Annotated in this window: 15 protein-coding genes and 1 other RNA gene; 1 reads left to right on the top strand and 15 read right to left on the bottom strand. The window is 28.3% G+C overall.

All coding sequences use genetic code 11. The annotated features are described in order from the left end of the window. Nucleotides 1-13: 13 nt before the first annotated feature. The 12 genes from licT to ssrA all read right to left on the bottom strand — a co-directional run bounded on the left by licT (nt 14) and on the right by ssrA (nt 13,810). Nucleotides 14-862, bottom strand: a complete 849-nt coding sequence (licT, locus tag ACYUET_RS08945; protein ID WP_460278969.1) for a BglG family transcription antiterminator LicT — start codon at nt 860-862, stop codon at nt 14-16. A 309-nt stretch (nt 863-1,171) separates the two neighbouring features. Next, complete coding sequence (locus ACYUET_RS08940; RefSeq protein ID WP_460278968.1) at nt 1,172-1,546, bottom strand: DUF956 family protein; 375 nt, start codon at nt 1,544-1,546, stop codon at nt 1,172-1,174. Nucleotides 1,547-1,749: 203 nt separating this feature from the next. After that, the gene (locus ACYUET_RS08935; RefSeq protein ID WP_460278967.1) at nt 1,750-2,661 is read right to left on the bottom strand and encodes a PTS system mannose/fructose/sorbose family transporter subunit IID; all 912 of its coding nucleotides are present in this window, start codon (nt 2,659-2,661) and stop codon (nt 1,750-1,752) included. Nucleotides 2,662-2,680: 19 nt separating this feature from the next. Beyond that, nucleotides 2,681-3,490: a PTS mannose/fructose/sorbose transporter subunit IIC gene (locus tag ACYUET_RS08930; protein WP_460278966.1), complete on the bottom strand. Its 810-nt coding sequence runs from the start codon at nt 3,488-3,490 to the stop codon at nt 2,681-2,683. Nucleotides 3,491-3,526: 36 nt separating this feature from the next. Further along, nucleotides 3,527-4,504, bottom strand: a complete 978-nt coding sequence (locus ACYUET_RS08925) for a mannose/fructose/sorbose PTS transporter subunit IIA (RefSeq protein ID WP_460278965.1) — start codon at nt 4,502-4,504, stop codon at nt 3,527-3,529. A gap of 725 nt (nt 4,505-5,229) precedes the next feature. Next, nucleotides 5,230-6,357: a hypothetical protein gene (locus ACYUET_RS08920; protein ID WP_460278964.1), complete on the bottom strand. Its 1,128-nt coding sequence runs from the start codon at nt 6,355-6,357 to the stop codon at nt 5,230-5,232. A gap of 587 nt (nt 6,358-6,944) precedes the next feature. Further along, complete coding sequence (locus tag ACYUET_RS08915) at nt 6,945-8,078, bottom strand: DUF5667 domain-containing protein (protein ID WP_460278963.1); 1,134 nt, start codon at nt 8,076-8,078, stop codon at nt 6,945-6,947. A gap of 612 nt (nt 8,079-8,690) precedes the next feature. Further along, complete coding sequence (locus tag ACYUET_RS08910; protein WP_460278962.1) at nt 8,691-9,683, bottom strand: Gfo/Idh/MocA family protein; 993 nt, start codon at nt 9,681-9,683, stop codon at nt 8,691-8,693. Between the two features lie 52 nt (nt 9,684-9,735). Beyond that, on the bottom strand, nt 9,736-10,419 hold the full coding sequence (rpiA, locus tag ACYUET_RS08905; protein WP_460278961.1) for a ribose 5-phosphate isomerase A: 684 nt from the start codon (nt 10,417-10,419) through the stop codon (nt 9,736-9,738). 27 nt (nt 10,420-10,446) lie between these two features. Beyond that, on the bottom strand, nt 10,447-11,463 hold the full coding sequence (locus ACYUET_RS08900) for an oxidoreductase (protein ID WP_460279134.1): 1,017 nt from the start codon (nt 11,461-11,463) through the stop codon (nt 10,447-10,449). Nucleotides 11,464-11,752: 289 nt separating this feature from the next. After that, on the bottom strand, nt 11,753-13,243 hold the full coding sequence (locus ACYUET_RS08895; RefSeq protein WP_460278960.1) for a BglG family transcription antiterminator: 1,491 nt from the start codon (nt 13,241-13,243) through the stop codon (nt 11,753-11,755). 212 nt (nt 13,244-13,455) lie between these two features. Continuing rightward, nucleotides 13,456-13,810, bottom strand: a transfer-messenger RNA (tmRNA) gene (gene ssrA, locus ACYUET_RS08890). 664 nt (nt 13,811-14,474) lie between these two features. On the opposite strand from ssrA, the gene ACYUET_RS08885 reads away from it, so the two are divergent. Then, nucleotides 14,475-15,185 carry an ATP-binding protein gene (locus ACYUET_RS08885; RefSeq protein ID WP_460278959.1) on the top strand — a complete coding sequence of 237 codons (711 nt, stop codon included), beginning with the start codon at nt 14,475-14,477 and terminating at the stop codon, nt 15,183-15,185. A 261-nt stretch (nt 15,186-15,446) separates the two neighbouring features. Here ACYUET_RS08885 and dltC read toward each other — a convergent pair whose 3' ends face one another. The 3 genes from dltC to dltA all read right to left on the bottom strand — a co-directional run bounded on the left by dltC (nt 15,447) and on the right by dltA (nt 18,505). After that, on the bottom strand, nt 15,447-15,674 hold the full coding sequence (gene dltC, locus ACYUET_RS08880; RefSeq protein ID WP_460278958.1) for a D-alanine--poly(phosphoribitol) ligase subunit DltC: 228 nt from the start codon (nt 15,672-15,674) through the stop codon (nt 15,447-15,449). 162 nt (nt 15,675-15,836) lie between these two features. Next, nucleotides 15,837-16,991 carry a D-alanyl-lipoteichoic acid biosynthesis protein DltB gene (gene dltB, locus ACYUET_RS08875; RefSeq protein WP_460278957.1) on the bottom strand — a complete coding sequence of 385 codons (1,155 nt, stop codon included), beginning with the start codon at nt 16,989-16,991 and terminating at the stop codon, nt 15,837-15,839. Continuing rightward, complete coding sequence (gene dltA, locus ACYUET_RS08870; RefSeq protein ID WP_460278956.1) at nt 16,991-18,505, bottom strand: D-alanine--poly(phosphoribitol) ligase subunit DltA; 1,515 nt, start codon at nt 18,503-18,505, stop codon at nt 16,991-16,993. The genes dltB and dltA overlap by 1 nt, the downstream gene beginning before the upstream one ends.

The following is an 18,505-nucleotide window of genomic DNA, read 5'->3' as shown; positions in this document are numbered from 1 at the left end:
ATATAATAAATATCTATATTTTTAATTTTAAATCTTGTATTACCTTTGCAATATGTATAGTTAAATATATCATTTCATCAACTGTTAAATTATAATTATATTTTTTATGAATAAAAGTTCTAATCTTAATGATACATTCAAATTCCTTAGAATATTTTTTCTTTATTATGCTTAAAAGTTCTTCATCTGTATCTCCATTATAGGTGCTATCTGAAAATAAACGTTGAGCAAAAAACTTTAAATGTGTAATAAATCTATAATAAAATACTGATTCCTCTTTAAATTGAACTCCAAAATGAATTCTCACTATAGTAAGTATTTCATTTATTAACTTTGTAATCCCTTGAACCATAGGCTGTTCTTCATTTAACTGTGCACTTACAATATGAAAAGCAATAAATCCTGCTTCATCATCTGGAAGTTTGACTTTTGTCTTTTCTCTTATAATATCTATTGCTTTCATTCCAATTTCAAATTCATCTATGTAAAAACGTTTTATCTCCCAAAGAAGAGCATTTCTCACTATAATCCCATTTTTAGTTCTTTGAATTGCAGTATATATATGATCACTTAATGAAATATAAATTCTTTCATTCAATTTTTTATTTAACTTATCTTGAGCATATTCAATAATTTCATCACATAACTTCATATATTGTATTGGTATGCTATTAAGTAACTCTTCAAACTTATTTGAGATTTCTTTATTAGATATTCTAAATACCTTATTTATCTTCTCTTCATCAATAGCATCACCTTTGGACTTTTGATATCCTATTCCTTTTCCCATAACAATTATTTCTTCACCATTAGAATCTACTGTAATTACAACATTATTATTCAAAAGTCTATTAATAACCATAGCTTTTCCTCCCTTTCAAGGATGTTTTGCTTAATTTAGTTATATAAATTAAATTTTATCTAAAAATGAAAAAGCCCATTCATTATAATGCAAAAGAGAATATAATCCTCCCCTGCATATTAATGAATAGGCTTAGCTTGCACTTAAACAATTACTACCCTGTTCCTCTTAATATATTGTCATCTTAACATATATTTTTCTATTTGTCAACGTTTCCACTTTTGAACCTGTATTAAAAATTTAATCTATATTATAAGTTGTAAACACTCCATCTCTGTCGTGGATTTCATTAGTGAAGGTTAAGGTTAATCAACTCTTCTTAAATATAGATTTCATAGCTCTTTTTACGACATCAAAAAAACTTAACGAAGAAACCATATGATCTGGATTAACATAATTTCGAACAGCACGAAGCACTTTTTTTGCTTCTTTAGAGGAAAACGTATAGGTACCATTTTTCTTTGTTTGGATTGCATATCGTGGAATCCACTTTCCTTTAAACAATACAGATGCAATGACATATTCAACTTCTTCCCAAGGAATTTGAATATATTTATGAGAATCACGAGAATTATAGAACTCAAAACCTTTATCACCTATCATTATTTTACCATAATCTGCAAGTCCAGTAAAAGCTGTTGCATCAATTACTAAATCCACCTTTGTATTGAGTGATTGAACCATCTAAGTTACCCCTTTTCTACTTATATATACATTTATTTTTATTATATATTCTTTATATATTTCTATCAATCGTTTAAAAGTCTATAAAAATATACATATTTCAATAATTTGTTTAAATTGTATTGTAAAAGTTCTTTTTCTTACTTTAACTACTTTATATGTTAACAAAAGCCCAGGCTCAAGGCCTAGGCTAAGTAAAAATATTACATTAAACCAATCAAATGGAAAACGATACCGATTACGAATAGTCCAAGAATAATTACAATTGGAGATACTTTCTTCTTAAGCAACCACATACAAATAAATGTAATTATTAATCCTGCAAGACCAGGAATTAATGAATCTAAGTTATTTTGTAATGTTGTAACTTTTTCAGGTGTTAATGACATACCTGCTCCTTGTTGCATTAAAGCTGTTTTTATACCTTCTGCCCCTTGTGGAAGAGCACTCCAATCAATATATGCACCATTACTTAACTTAACTGATGATACTACTGGTGCAAATTTAACAGATACCCACCTATTAACTAATGATCCCAAAATGAACATACCTAGTATAGATGCTCCTTTTGTAACATCTTGTAATAAACTACCTGATAAATCATCGCTAATACGAGATCCTGCTCTATAACCAAATTCTTGTGTATACCACATGAATGCCATACGAATAATATTCCAAGCAAGGAAGAATATTATTGGTCCAAGTATATTACCACTCATAGCAAGAGTAGCACCTAATGCTCCTAAGATTGGTCTAACAGTAAACCAAAAAACTGGGTCTCCGATACCTGCTAAAGGTCCCATCATACCAACTTTAACACCTTGAATGGTTGCATCATCTACAGGTGCACCATTTGCACGTTCTTCTTCTAAAGCTAATGTTACTCCAAGAACTGGTGAAGCTACATATGGGTGAGTGTTAAAGAATTCTAAATGACGTTTTAATGCCTCTGATTGTTCCTCTTTAGTCTTATATAATCTCTTAATTGCTGGAATCATTGCATATGCCCAACCACCGTTTTGCATTCTTTCATAGTTCCAAGAACCTTGAAGGAAAAATGAACGGAACCAAACAGAAATACGATCTTTTTTTGTTAATTTTAATTGTTTTGACATTTTCGTTTCCTCTCCCTTCTTAGTATCTATCAATGATATCCCCTAAAGGATCACCAGTATTTGAACTTCCACCATTACCTACTCCACCTTGTTTGCTAAGTGTTAAGTAAATAAGAGCTAAAGCTACACCTATTGCTCCAAGTCCTATAAGTGTAATTTGTGAGATAGTTGCTAATACGAAACCAATTGCAAAGAATGGCCAAACTTCTTTTGTAGCCATCATATTGATTACCATTGCGTAACCAACAGCTACAACCATTCCTCCACCGATTGCTAAACCATCTGTTAACCAAGCTGGCATAGCTGCAAGTAATCCAGATATTGGACCGGCGCCAATTATTAAAATTAATGCTGCTGGAATTGCAATACGTATACCTTGTAAACAAATAGCAGCAATTTGCCACATTTCAATAGCTCTTAAATTTCCTTCTTTAGCTGCTGCATCCATAAAATGTACGAATGCTGTAGCAATTGTACGACAAATAATTGTTAATAATAGTCCTGCAACTGCTAAAGGAACAGCAATAGCGATTGCCGCAGTAATTGCTTCTTTACCGCTTTGTCCTCCAAGAACTAAAATGATTGCTGATGCAACAGATGCTAATGCTGCATCTGGTGCTACTGCCGCACCTATATTTGCCCAACCTAAGGCCATCATTTGAAGAGTACCACCTAAGATTAAGCATGGTAATAAATTACCTGTAACCAATCCAATTAATGTACATGCAACTAATGGTTGATGGAACTGGAATTCATCCAATATACCTTCTACACCAGCTAGAAATGCTATAATAATGACTAATACAATTTGAAGTATATTTAAAGTCATGATTACTAATCCTCCTTTTTTATTTAAATAATTAGATTATTTTAATTTATTTAATTCTTGTTGTGCTTTTTTAAGTATTTCATCCATATTTCCCTTTGCGTCATTTGGTACTTTACGAACATCAAAATTAAGTCCAGCTTGTTTTAACTTATTAAATGTATCGATATCTTTTTGATTAAAAGCAAGTACTTTATTAGGTTGAACCTTACCTATAGAATGAGCCATAGAACCAACATTTATTGTCTTTAATGGCACTCCGCCTTCTACCGCTCTAAGTACATCTTCTGGATTTTCAAAAAGAAGTAATGCACGTTGACCCCCAAAATGTTGATCATCTTTTGCAAGCTTAATCATATGATCAACTGGAATAACATGTGCTTTAACTCCTGGAGGAGCAGCTTGTTGTATTAATTTCTTACGAAGTTGATCTTTAGCTACTGCATCTGAAACTACAATAATTCTTGTAGGTTGAACAGTTTTTGTCCAAGCAGTTGCTACTTGACCATGAAGTAAACGAGAATCAATACGCGCTAAAACATATTCAAATGATCCTGGTGCACCTGCATTAGATTGTTGAGCTGAAGCGTTAATAGCCTTACTAGTATCTTCTGGTTCTAATTCTTCTGGCTTAACCTTAACTCCGTCTTTAGCTGATGTTACAATATAAGATGCAATTTCTTGTGCAGATTCCATAGAAAGACGTGCACCATAAGCTTCAATAAGCATTGGTAAATTTAAACCAGCTACTATTGCCCATTTATCTTTGTGTTCTTCAAATAAACCATTTGCTTGATTGAATGGTGTACCACCCCAAAGATCAACTAAGAATAAGACTTCATCTTGATTGTCAAAGGATGCAATTGCGTCTTTCATTTTTGCTTTAAGATCATCAGGTCCTTCACTAGGCATCAACGTAACAGCTTTTACGTTTTCTTGTTCTCCAAAAATCATTTTACCAGATTGCATGATGCCTTTAGCAAATTCTCCGTGACTAGCAAGAATAATTCCTACCATTTTTATACCTCCTATTTTTTTATTTGTTACAAAAACAAAAAAAGCATAAGCATTTGGAAATAAAATAAAGCAATATATGTTAAGAATTTGTCACACCTCTTGTATACTAAATTGAATCATAAAAAAATATTATAATACCTTATAAAACTATACAAAACATGTGATACAAAAAACAAATATTACATTTATCCTATTGCATTTTTTATTTCCATACGCTTATGCCTGATCGAATCAGTAACACGCTAAATATTTTTATTTTATTGTAATCTACTTAAGAACTCTCCTAAATCTTTTTTGACTACGTTTACATGATAACACTTTTTTTTCTATTATGCAATATAATTTTTAAATTTATTTTATTAAAATAAATTTAATTCTAAACTATATCTCTTAAAAGAATTATTTTTCCCATTACTAAAATTTTATTTTTTCAGTTTTTTTAATACACATCTATCTGCATATAAAACTCCTAACAATATGCCTTTCTTTCATTATCTATTTTTTAAAAATATGAATCATCTTGAATATATTTTGGCATATTATCACCATATAATATTTTTTGTAAAATAAAAAGAATTATTCTTTATAATCGAATGTATATTTTTTAAAACTTGTGAAATACTAATATTAAACATAATTTAATATAAAAAAATCTATTACCTTAAAACCATACTTCTTTTTTACAAGTATCCTATAATAAATTAGAATTAAGACCTTATTAAAATTTATCTATAAACATCTAAAGAATATCCATACACACTTTTAAGTTGAACACTTGACGAAATAACCCTTTTATAATTTTTATCAAATAAAGTTTTAAGTTTATTTGCTTCATAATTAATTGTATCATCTAAAGCGTGGTTTTTGCCCATATTTATAATGCCTTCCTCTTCTAATGTAGGTTTTATTATAATTTTGTATTCTTCTATAGCTTTATCAAAACTTTCTGGATTTGAATAATCTACATTTGCAAAAGTATCCATAACTTTTTGTGCATATTCCTTATTAGTGGCGCGTTCCACACTTTTCACAGCATAATATTTACTATTTTTATCTGTAACCATGTCAATTTTGATGTTTACACGTTTGAGGTTTTCAATTACAGTTGATATTTCTGGCACTGAATCTATAACCTTTTGTATTCTTGCTGACATAGTGGAATTAAGTAATTTTTGCTGATCTGTATTTAGATTTTTTTCTGTATAAGAACTTACCTTACCTTTAGCTACTCCCATTTCTGCATAATGAATATAATCCATACCACTTAAAGTATTTACAATAGAGCCTGCATAATCCATAACTTTTGAAGAATCAACTAATTCTTTTAAAGTAAAATCAACTCCATTTACATTAAACTTAGTATTTAAATTTTCTATATTATTAGAAATACCTTCTGAAATATTTTCTTTCATCTCATTAACAAGATCATCTATCCCCTTTTCTATTGAGTTTTCATCATCTTTTAAACTGTTGCTATCGCTAAAATTCTGAGATATTTTTGCTACAAAATTCTTTACATAATAATCATAGCACTTTACCTCTTTTCCGTGAGCTTTAGAAGTGAATACATCTAAGTAGTCTTTGTTTAAAGTTTCTCCTTTAACCTTACAATAACTAGTTACAGCAAATTCCTTTCCATCTTTCCCTATACATTTTTCGTAGTCCATATCTTCTGATGGTATAAATGTAATTTCAGCTGCTGCTCTATCTTCTTCCTTAAGATTATAATTTTTGTTTTCTAAAGCTTGGCTTGTATCAAACTTCATTTCCTTAATATCAGGATCTTTATTCCATAAACCTTGGCCTGTATAAAGCTTCATTTCTGTTGAATTTGTTGCACTGCCAATATTCATAATTATAATCATTCCTTTCTTGAGGCACAAAATGTAATGAAAGCATTTCTTTCAGCGTTCTTACCTCCTTATATAATAAGATTATTTAAAATCATAGTAAAATTTAGCATATATTAATAAGTAGTAACTACTACTTGAACTGCACTTTTTATCTCTATGTTTATTTTCTTTACATATGTTATATTTAGAAATATATATCAATATGTAAGATCAAATTAATTATCTTTAATATTTTATTAATTTTTTTTACCTTATCAGTATCTCTTATTATAAAAAATACATCTATAATATTATCGTAACATTTTTTGAAAACTTTACTAAAAATACCATTTTTATTAATATTATCTCTATCAAACACTTACTTTCCAATATTCAAAATTAAATTATTATATATACGCTTTGAATTAATGTTTTTGCAAAAGTATCCTAAAATAAAATAACCCACGAAAATCCAAATTTTAGATTTTCGTGGGTTTTATGGTGGAGGCAATCCCCCTTTTGAAATTCACTACAAATTTTATCTCATTTTAATTTCAAATATAGTTCATATTAACAACTTTGTTTTTAAAATAAACTTTACATTTATACTAATAATTTTTTTGTTCTTCAGTCTTTTGGGCTTCTCCCTTTAATTTTTCTCCTTCTTTTTTAACTTTTTCCTCAGTCTTCTTTACTTCCTCTTTTACCTTTTCTTGCAATTTTCTGGCATCTTCTCTAGCTTTCTCTTCTGCCTTCTTATTTGCTTCTCTTAATTTTTCTTCTTCTTTTTTAGCTTTTTCTTCTGTTTGTTTAGTTCCTTCTATAGCTTTTTCTTTTTTGTCACTTTCTTTTCCCTCTACTTTTTCAATCTTATCATTTGCCTTTTTAATTTCCTTCATACCATCTTTAATTTCTTTTTCAGCTTGCTTAGAAAGCTTCTTTATTTCTTCCTTTGAAGAATTTGCTGCATCCTTTAACCCCTCAAGCTCGTCCTTTAAGGCCTCAGCTTCTTTTACCTTTTCTTCAGCGCTTGAAATTAAAGCTACATCACCGCTTTTCTTTGCTTCTTCAAGCTGTTTCTTTGCTTCTTCAAGTTGTTCTTTTGCTGAGAAGAAAGCATTTTTAGCTGCATAAAATCCATTAACAGCAGCAATGGCTTTATCCTGCTCATTTAATGCATTTTCGATAGCCAGTTTAGAGTCTTCTGGAGCTTTTTCAAGTATAGTCTTTAATATATCTTCACTTTTTTGGTATGCTTCGTTAAGATCTTCAAGTTTTTGTACAGCTTTATCTTTAGTCTCAATTGCATTATTTATATGTTCCGTAGCAGAAGACAGTAACTCTATATAATTGTCCAGTGCCTTACTTGCAAGTCCATCTTCACCCTGATTTGTCATAACAACCGCTTCTGCTGCTCTCTCTGTAGCAAACTTTGCCTTAAGTGCTGCTATTTCTTCTTCATTCTTTGTTATTGAAAGCTGAAGTTTTTCTATTCCACGTTCTATTTTGTAAAAATGTGAATTAGGTAATATACCTGCTGAATTACTTATATCTTCTTGTTTGATTTCACTTTCATTATCTGTTGTATCCTCCGTTGTAGTTCCACTTTCTTCTACTGCAGGCTGAGATGTAATTTCACTTGTTTGACTTGTATTTATGGCATCCTCTGTATTTGCATATGCCATATTAGTCCCCCCAGTTAAGGCAGCTACTAGTACTATTAAAGCTATTTTTTTCTTCATTTGTTATTCCCCCTTGTATATAAATATTTAGTTATTATTCACTCAATATAATATTCGCTTTTACATATCATTTTCTGACACAAAAATATAAATTTAATAAAATTATTTTATGAAATTAGCTAATATACCTATGATTAAAATAGTATTTCCACTATTTCTTATCTTGTTAAAATATATGTATTCCTTTATATCCATCATCATTAACTTTGCCATTTCTCATATTCTCAATTCTCAATATTCCCAAACATTACTCTAATAAAGTCAAATTAATATTATTTAATAACAAAAGAAGAATATTGTTTATGTTAAAGCCAGGCATTGTTATTTATAGCTTTAATCCTATAGCAGGTCTTGCAAGAAGAGTGGTTAACAAGCCAATATCAGGGATTTGTAATCCAGCTAGAACAACAAATAAATCTTGATAATGTATTAATTAGTGGCTCAAGAAGATGGAATCTTAATTTATTTTGATTATGGTGCATCTTGAGTGGAGCTCCCCACATAAGTAAAAACACGACCACTTGTAAGTAGCTATTTAAGTCACATACAAATGGCCGTGGATTTCATGGTGGAGGCGAAGCGTCACCTTTAAAACCCACCAAATTATCTACATTATTTTAGATTACTATCTTCAGGAAATATAATTCCACCTTTATTTCTTGCAATTGTTTGAACCTCACTTACTATTAAGCTGTGTTCTAACATTTTATAACACTTTTCCAAGTCATTATTTTTAATCATATCTATAAATTCAATGAATTCATTAACCATACGATGATCATAATTGTTTTCATTAATTAAAAAACTAGTTCCATCATTCATTAATAATTCAAATCTTTCACAAGCATTAGCTGGAGTATCTTGATATATGCATCCCTTATCCCCTTGAATATTATTTGCAATAGGCGCGTTACAATCTTTTGCTCCAATACAAACACCTTTAAATGTTTCATAATCTAATATTAATACTCCAGATGTATCTATTCCTCTTTCAATATTAGGATAATATTCAACATTTTTAGGTTTTCCAAATAAGCCAACTAAATAATGGATGTTATAAATATTCAGATCCATTAAAGCCCCACCAGAAAAATTTGGATCAAATGCAGGCAGTACATTGCCTTCCTTAAAACTATTATATCTACTAGAATATTGTGAATAATTACATTGAACAATTCTTATATTTCCTAAATTCGGAAGTAATTCTTTAATCTTTTTATAATTAGGCAGATACTGATTAGTAATTGCTTCAAATATAAATAAGTTTCTTTCTCTAGCTAAATCATTTAACATTAATGCTTCTTTATACGTTGATGTTATAGGTTTTTCAATAATAACATTTTTATTCGCTACTAATGCCTTTTTAGCAAATTCAAAATGCAGATTATTAGGCAATGCAATATACACAGTATCTACATCACTATTTAACAATTCATCATATTCATAATAAATATTCTTAATTTTATATTTATTCTTGAATTCATTCATTTTTTCTTCAGAACTTTTTCTTCCATAAATAGCTGTTAATTCTATATCCTTTAAATATGAAGTAACTATTAAAAACTCTTTAACAATCATTCCAGCTCCAATAATACCAAATTTCATGTTTATACCTCCATTGTATATAAAAATAACTTAACTATAATTTAGAACACTATCACTTTGAAATAACTCTTACTCCATTTTCTCCTGCTACTATTATCCTGGTAACCTCTTTAGTGAATATAGAAGTTTCAATTATTCCTGCAATATCATTTAAATCATCATTTAATTTTTTAAAATCACTTACATTCTCAAATTTTACATCTAACAAAAAATTGCCATCATCAGTAATTAAATATCCATCTTTATTATTACTAATTCTAACTACAGGATTACCTCCTAAATTTTTAACTATTTTGATTACATGAGCTAATGAATCCTTAACTATTTCTAACGATATAGGAATCTTGCAGCTTAATTCTTTAGTTAATTTTTGCTCATCTATAAGCAAGATATAATCATTAGCCATTGACCCAATTATTTTTTCCTTGGTGAATACACCTCCACCACCTTTGGAAGCATAAAAATTTTCATCTACCTCACCACATCCATCAAAAGCAACATCAACTTCATCTATAAAACATGTTGGAATTACTTCTATTCCATATTTAATACACAGGCTTTTTGTATTATCAGATGGAGTTACAATTTTAATTTTCAAATTGTCATGTATTGCTTTACTTATGAGTTCAATTAAACAAGCAATATTTCTTCCTGCCCCTAAACCAATTACAGTATTATTTTTTATATACTCCATAGCTTTCTCAGCACATAATCTTCTTAAATTCTCTTCATTCACCCTATATCATTCCTCCATATTAGCTACTTATTTTAAATCTTTTATTCCAGTTTCTAATATTTCCATTTGCAATAATACTTGTTCATCAGTTATGGTTTTACTTTTACCATTTATAATTGCTTCATATAAATCATCATATACACGGCCATAATCACCAGAGGCAGATTTCACCTTTTCTTCGTGTATATCCCCTTCTTCATCCATATATGTAAGTACACCATAATGATCAAATGTATCAATACCAAATTCCTTGTTTTCAGGCATATAGAATAATTTTAAATGTTCTTCTTGACGATCCTTTGTTTCTTTTACAAAGCATCCTTTTCTACCATATACAACAAAACTTGGTCGTTCCTTGATTCTAAAGTAACTAGATTTTACGGATACTTTTAATTTTCCATAATATAAATCCAAATCAAAGTAATCATTCATTTTACCTGGCCCTAATAATTGCCTTACATCATAATGGATATTATCCGGTTTACCAAAATAACTAATTACTTGATCCAAGGTATGACACCCATGGCCATATAAATATGATGAGTGAGGATTAAAACTAGTGCTAGATTCGGGTACTTCTGGTCTATAATAATCAAAATGCATTTCTAATTCTATTAATTCACCTAATTTTCCCTCTTTGATAACTTTTTGAACTGTTAAAAAATCACTATCAAAGCGTCTATTTTGATAAGGCTGAACTATCAATCCTTTTTCTTTTGCCAAAGCAAAGATTTCTTTTGCTTGCTTAGAATTCTCCATAAATGGTTTTTCAACTAGACAATGTTTATTATGTTCTAATACCATTTTTGCATATTCATAATGACTATTATGCATTGTACATATAACAATCAGTTGTATTTCTTTATCGTTTAACAATTCATCTATGTCAGAAGTATAATTCACCCCTTCAATTCTATTCCATTTTTCATTTTTAGGATTTCTTTGATAAATTGTTTTCACCTTAATATTTTTTCTTTGTAAAACAAATGGGATATGATATCTGTTAGTACTTTTACCATTTCCAATATAACCAATTGTAAGCATAGTTACCTCCTTAAAATATAATGTTGTTTCATTTGATGAAATTGTTTTATCTTCTATCAAAAGTGTTTCGTCCATGTGTGTAGCTATAAACTTATGCTTCCACCTCCATAGTCGTATAATCATCACTAAGCTTTGGTTTTATTATAATCATTCCAAATTCTTTACACAAACTAAAGTATTTCACCTCAAATGGTGAAATACTTTATGTTAGCATTTTTATTCTTTAATAATGCATAATCCTATAGTTTAAAATATAGATCTTATCTATACTTTGAACTATAGGATTAATTTATAATAATTCACTTTTATAACCATCAAGATATTCTGCTATCATATCAATATCATTTGGTTCAATTTCAGGATTTATTCTAATAAAAGGAATATTAGTAATATCTGCTATTGTTGAAGTCGTAATCACAAAATCTACCTTTTTAAGATTTTCCTCATTTTCATACATAAATTCTTGATAATCATAAAACCTACATACCTCTATTTTTTCTCCAAAACAATTTTTAATTTTATCCTTAATAAAACTTACTATAGACTCATCATAATCACAAACAATTACAGTATTTAACTTATATCTCCCAATCCCACACATGGTTACTAAATGAATAGTTATATAAGCTAAATCAATCAACTCTATATTCAAATTTAGTTTCTTCTTAATAATATGTATAATTTCAGCAGCCATTTTAAATTCTGTTTTATAGGTTTTAACAACTTTTTCGTCTATCTTATTTGATATACAATGCCTATATTTCAAACGATTTATCATTGGAGCTACATATAAAATCAACTTATATTTATTATCTGGATTAACACTTAAGTCTATCTTAAACTTTTTATATAAAGTTTTGAAAAACTCGTCTACTATACAAATAGCTTCTTCTGTCTGAATATTTTTAATGTCTGTTCCTTGAAGGAATTGCTTTGATTTAAAATACTGTTGTAAATTAAGCCATTCTGTTTCTGATAATTTTTCCTCCAATCTACTTTCTATTTTTTCTTGTATAGCAATCATAATTGGCATAAGTTCACCTTTTATGTCATCTGAATCATTTAAATTAAATCCTAATTTCTGACGATTAACTGCAACTAATATTTCATAACATAAAAGTTGGGAGCTATGCCCTGATAAATAATAATTATACTTTTTAGTTTCAGCACTTACCATATGATAAATATCTCTGGCTAATGAAATAACATCTTTCTGTTCAAATAAATAATTCCAATACTTTGTAACAGTACTTATATTAATACGTTTAGCTAAAACCCAACTAATAATATTTCTTTTTTCCCTTTCATCTGCTTTAAGTATAATTCCTTCATTTAAAGAATAACTTATTCCCAATTTCAACTCTTTTTTTAACCACTTATTAACAAAAACAACATCATTATTTACAGTAGCTGCAGATACATATAAAACTTCTTCCAATTCTTCTACAGAAATATATTTTTTAGTCGTTAATTTTAATAATATGTACATTTGTCTGTCTATGGGCAAACTTGGTGTTTCTATTATATACTCATAATCTAACACTTTCCTTATAACATTATTTTTCTTTAAAATCACTTTATTTCTTTTATTGAGGAAGTAACCTTTTTTTATACTAGACTCTATTTCCGTATCGTATTCTTTTAATAAATTGTTAATTTCTTTAATATCTTTTCTTATTGTCCGAATTGTTACATTACAAAGTCTCGCTAATTCACCACCTGTAATGCATTCTTCTGTATTTAAAATTAAATTTAAAATATCTCGATGTCTTCGATTCAAATTTATGGTCACCTACCTTATTAATTCTACTTTCAATATTTATATTATATATAGATATTAATAATAGTACTATTAATTTTTGTTATACACGAATTATACTCTATAGTTAAAATGCTTATATAAGCACAATATTAAATTTGCTGTTACTGAATTTAATTTCTATAAAATAAAAGACCCACGAAAATCCAAAAATTAGATTTTCGTGGGTTTCATGGTGGAGGCGAGGGGTATCGAACCCCTGTCCGAAAGTAGTTGAATTTGAATTTCTCCGAGTGCAGTCTATATTTTAAAATTCCCGCCAGATGACGCCCATAGACAGGCTTCACCTTTTGGTAGCTTCATAAATACCCCTTTAGCTCAAAGCTTTGCTAAACTTCGTGTCCCACTCAATTACACCAGTTATCCAAGCCGTAGGCAACCTGGGCTGATGAGTAGCTTATATTAAGCTGCTAATGCAAAATTGTCTTCTGCGTTTACATTTAATGCATACTTTATTAACGAGGACACATGCTTCCCTCGACTCGCTTAACAAACCCCTCTTACCCCCGTCGAAGCCAAAACGCCCCCATGTTCATAAGATGTTTGTAAACTTACATATTCAATTTTGTTGTCTGTTCCTAAATTATATAGCATTAAAAATAGTATGTCAAATATCATATTAAAACAATTAATACAAAATATTCTTTATAATTATTTATTACTTTAATTTTATTTCTATATTTCCTATATATTTATACTTTATAGTTTCAATATTCTTTTTATTAAATTAAATTTTAAAAATTTTTTAATATCTATTATATATTTTAAATAAGTATTAATTCTTAATGTAACTAAAATTTTAATTTTATCTAAAAATTTACAAATTTAATTTTATATTTGTATCAAATGATACAGAATTTTTCTTAACATTATATTATACTCTACTTATCAAATGAAAATTTTAAAAAACAAATTAAGAATACTAATAAAAATTATATACTGTATTTTAAGTAAAAAATTGATATTGTAGTATAAGAGCGAACTGGCATTGGAATTTGCTTTTTAGAACTCTTAATGAAGATTTGTACAATTAACTGCTTGTCACATTTTTTCATTGGGAACATGCATTAATTGGACTAAGCTTTATTTTAGAGTTCTTAAAGTAAATTCCTCTGTCCATGAGCTTTATACTACAACATCAATACTGTTTAAAACATAGCAAAATTATAAATATATGAGGGAGAATTTAATTATGATTAGAAGAATAATTAAAATTGATGAAAATAAATGTACTGGTTGTAATCTTTGTGTTGATGCTTGCCATGAAGGAGCAATTGGATTAGTTAATGGTAAAGCAAAATTATTACGTGATGATTATTGTGATGGATTAGGTGACTGTTTACCCTCTTGCCCAACTGGTGCAATTTCTTTTGAAGAAAGAGAAGCTTTAAAATATGATGAAGAAGCAGTAAAAATCAATATGCAAAAAAGAGAGGCTGAAAAGAAAGCTCTAAAATTACCTTGTGGATGTCCAGGATCACAAGAAAAAACTTTTAAGCATAAAGTTGTTTCTAATGAATGTAATAATGAGAAAGTTTCTTCTCAATTAAATCAGTGGCCAGTTCAAATTAAACTTGTGTCTCCTAATGCAGGGTATCTGCAAAATTCCAACCTTTTAATTGCTGCAGATTGTACTGCTTATGCTTATGGAGACTTTCATAATCGATTTATAAAAAATAGAATTACCTTAATTGGATGTCCTAAACTTGATGAAGGTGATTATTCTGAAAAACTAACTGAAATACTAAAATATAATGATATAAAAAGCCTTACTGTTGTACGTATGGAAGTTCCTTGCTGTGGAGGAATTGTTAATGCAGTAAAAAATGCACTTATTGCAAGTGGAAAAATGATTCCGTGGCAAATCGTTACTATCTCAACAAATGGTGAAATAATAGAATAAAAACTCATCAATACTACTGTAGAATTGTCAACTTTTTATATGAATATTCATTATCCCTATATTTTAAATTATTATAAATTCCTAAAAAACAAAAAATCTCTTTTGTGAATTATTACATCACAAAAGAGATTTTTTTAGTTATATACCCAACATTCCGATTATCTTTTCATAAATGTTGATATTATAAGTATAAATTCCTCTGTCCATAAGCTTTATACTATAATATCAACATTTATATTTAAAAGATAACCATTATAATATTTATCTATTTTCTAAGAATGCAGTTAACTTATTTACAGTTGACATATCTTCTCTTTCTAAATCTGTTGGTTGTAATTTTATTCCTAACTTTTCTTCTATTTGAAGTAAAACTTCTATAATTGCTAATGAATCTAATAATCCAGCTTCAAAAAGATCTAAATCTAAATCCTCTGCAATTTCATCATTACCAGTAACCTCAATAAATATTTCTAATACTTTATCTTTCATAATTTACACTCCTTTATATATATTGCATAGAGTTAACTACACTTTATTTCTTTTATTCATGTTTTAATTAACAAATATTGATATTTTTAGAGTTCTTAAAGTAAATTTCTCTGTCCATGAGCTTTATACTAAAAATATCAACGTTAATTCAAAACATAGTCTTTATTTAAATAAATATCCTGAGAATATTAGCATACCAAAACATACTATATGGAATGTTATTACTCTCTGTGTCATTTGAAACCACTTTTCTTTTTTATGTTTTTTATAATAAGTTGATTTTCTTTGATATATATCAGTTAAAACTAATGCCGAACCTTGATACAATCCATAAATTATGTAATATGCAGTAAGTCCATGCCATAATCCCATTACAAACATTGTTATGATTTGTGCAACATGTGAAGCTATAAATCTATTTTTAAATCTTTTCTTTCTCATTGAGTTTAATACAAATCTTGAAAAGATATAATCTCCAAACCATCTTGATAATGATATGTGCCATCTAGTCCAAAACTCTTTCATATCTTTACTTAAGAAAGGTTTATTGAAATTTTCTGGAGTCTTTATTCCAAATATATAACTTGTTCCAATTGCAAACAAACTGTAACCTGCAAAATCAAAGAATAGATATAATGTATAAGCATACATATAGTTTATACTATTCAATATAGTAACATTATCAGGTATTTTTAACAACCAATAAGTGTCTATTAAATATGCTAAAATAAATTTATAAGCTATTGCTATAAATATTTTCTTTAATCCTGGTATTAAATATTCATTTATATATACATCTTTTTCTATTTTGGTATTTAAATTATCCTCAAATCTTTTCCATCTATCAATAGGCCCTGAACTTAATGTTGGAAAAAATATAATAAAATACATAAATGACCTAAATTTTATTTCTGTAATTCTTCCATCATAAATTTCAATTATCATTTGGATTACCTTAAAATTCAAATATGATAATCCAATAAATCCAACATATGAAGCATATTGTGTAATTCCAGCTATTTTAGTAGAAATAACTGGAATCATAGAAAGAAATAAAAATAACCAATATACATACTTATTGTCTGTTTTCTTTCTTATAAATAAGAACATATAAACTAAAATTATTTCTAAAATTAAAAATATTAAAAACAACTTTAGTCCTAAAGTTTTACCCATTATTAATAAAATCATACCTATTGATGCAATTATTCCATAGTACTTAGTCGTGATACCATTAAATGCTAATATTATTGCAGGAATAAATGTTAAACATAATAAATATAAGTAAAAGTAATCTCCGTACTGCGTTAATTTCATTATAAATCCTCCGCTAATTTTTTCCTATCAATCTTTCCATTTATATTGGTTGGAAACTCTTTAACTATTTTTATATTTCTAGGAACCATATATGATGGTATTAACTCTCCTAATTCTTTTTTTATCATTATTCCATTTTTTAATCCACTTAACCCATTATCTTCTTTTAATTCAATAAAAGCAGTTAAATATGCAATCTTTCCATCCTTATTTACTGGAACAACTGCTGCATTTTTTACATTGCTAACTTTCACCAAATTATTTTCTATATCTTCTATCTCAATTCTATATCCATTAAGTTTTATTTGGAAATCCTTTCTTCCACAATAATATAAATTTCCATCAATATAATATCCTAAATCTCCAGTTCTATAAGCTCTGCACATTTCTCCATTATAATCGTCATAGAAAAATGCCTTTTTTGTCATTTCTTCATTATTGAAATACCCCTTACTTACACTAGGACCTACTATTATAATTTCTCCCTTTTCTCCGTCTTTTACAATATTTCCATCTTCATCAACAACTTTAACAACTGAAGTTTTCATAGGATATCCAATAGGTAAACTTCCTTCTTGTGATAAAACCTCTTTATTCATGTCATTTACACTTACTGCCACTGTTGCCTCTGTAGGACCGTATCCATTTATTATTCTTGTATTTGGAAATCTATTTAAAAGTTCTTCGCACAATGGTTTTGGAAGTACTTCTCCTACAAATACCATAGCTTTTAAATCAGGTAACATATGTGAATCAAATGCTGTTTCAGTTACACACATCCCTGCAAATGATGGAGTGGATACCCATATATTAATTCCTGATTGTTCAATATCATTAAACATTTGTTTTAAATTTGAAAGAGTTTTCTTTGAAAATCCATGTAGAGTTTTTCCGTAACATAATCCTGGATAAATTGAAGTTACAGATAAATCAAAAGAATATGCTGCTTGATTCATAAATACTTCTTCTTTTTCATCTAAGTTTAAGTATTCTGCTATCCATTCAACAAAATTATCTAAATTGTTACTGCTTATTTGCACTCCCTTTGGCTTTCCTGTGCTACCAGAAGTGAATAAAATATATGCATTTTCATCTTCTTTAACCCAATTATTTCTATCAACTTTTATATTAGTATACTCACGTACTATTTCTTGAATTTTCTCTTCATTTAAAACTCTTATATTATCAAATTCATTTCCTGCACTAAAATCTATAAGTATTTTAGGCTTGACTTCACTGATAATTGCATCTACTCTTTCTTTAGGATAACTTATATCTATTGGTATATAAGCTCGTCCGGACTTTAGTGCTGCCATCATAACTGACATCATTAAATTTTCTTTATTTCCATAAATAATAATAGGTGTTCTATCATCACCTAATTCCTTTAATAAAAATCCCGCCACACACTCAGATACATTATCTAATTCTCTATATGTCATAGATACACCATCACAAGTTAATGCAATTCTATCACTCTCTGAATATTTCTTTATTCCATCTAAAATCTTCAT

This window comes from Clostridium sp. CTA-5, from assembly GCF_054768135.1.
Note: the sequence above shows the minus strand (reverse complement) of the source record. Positions and strands in the feature narration are given on the sequence as shown.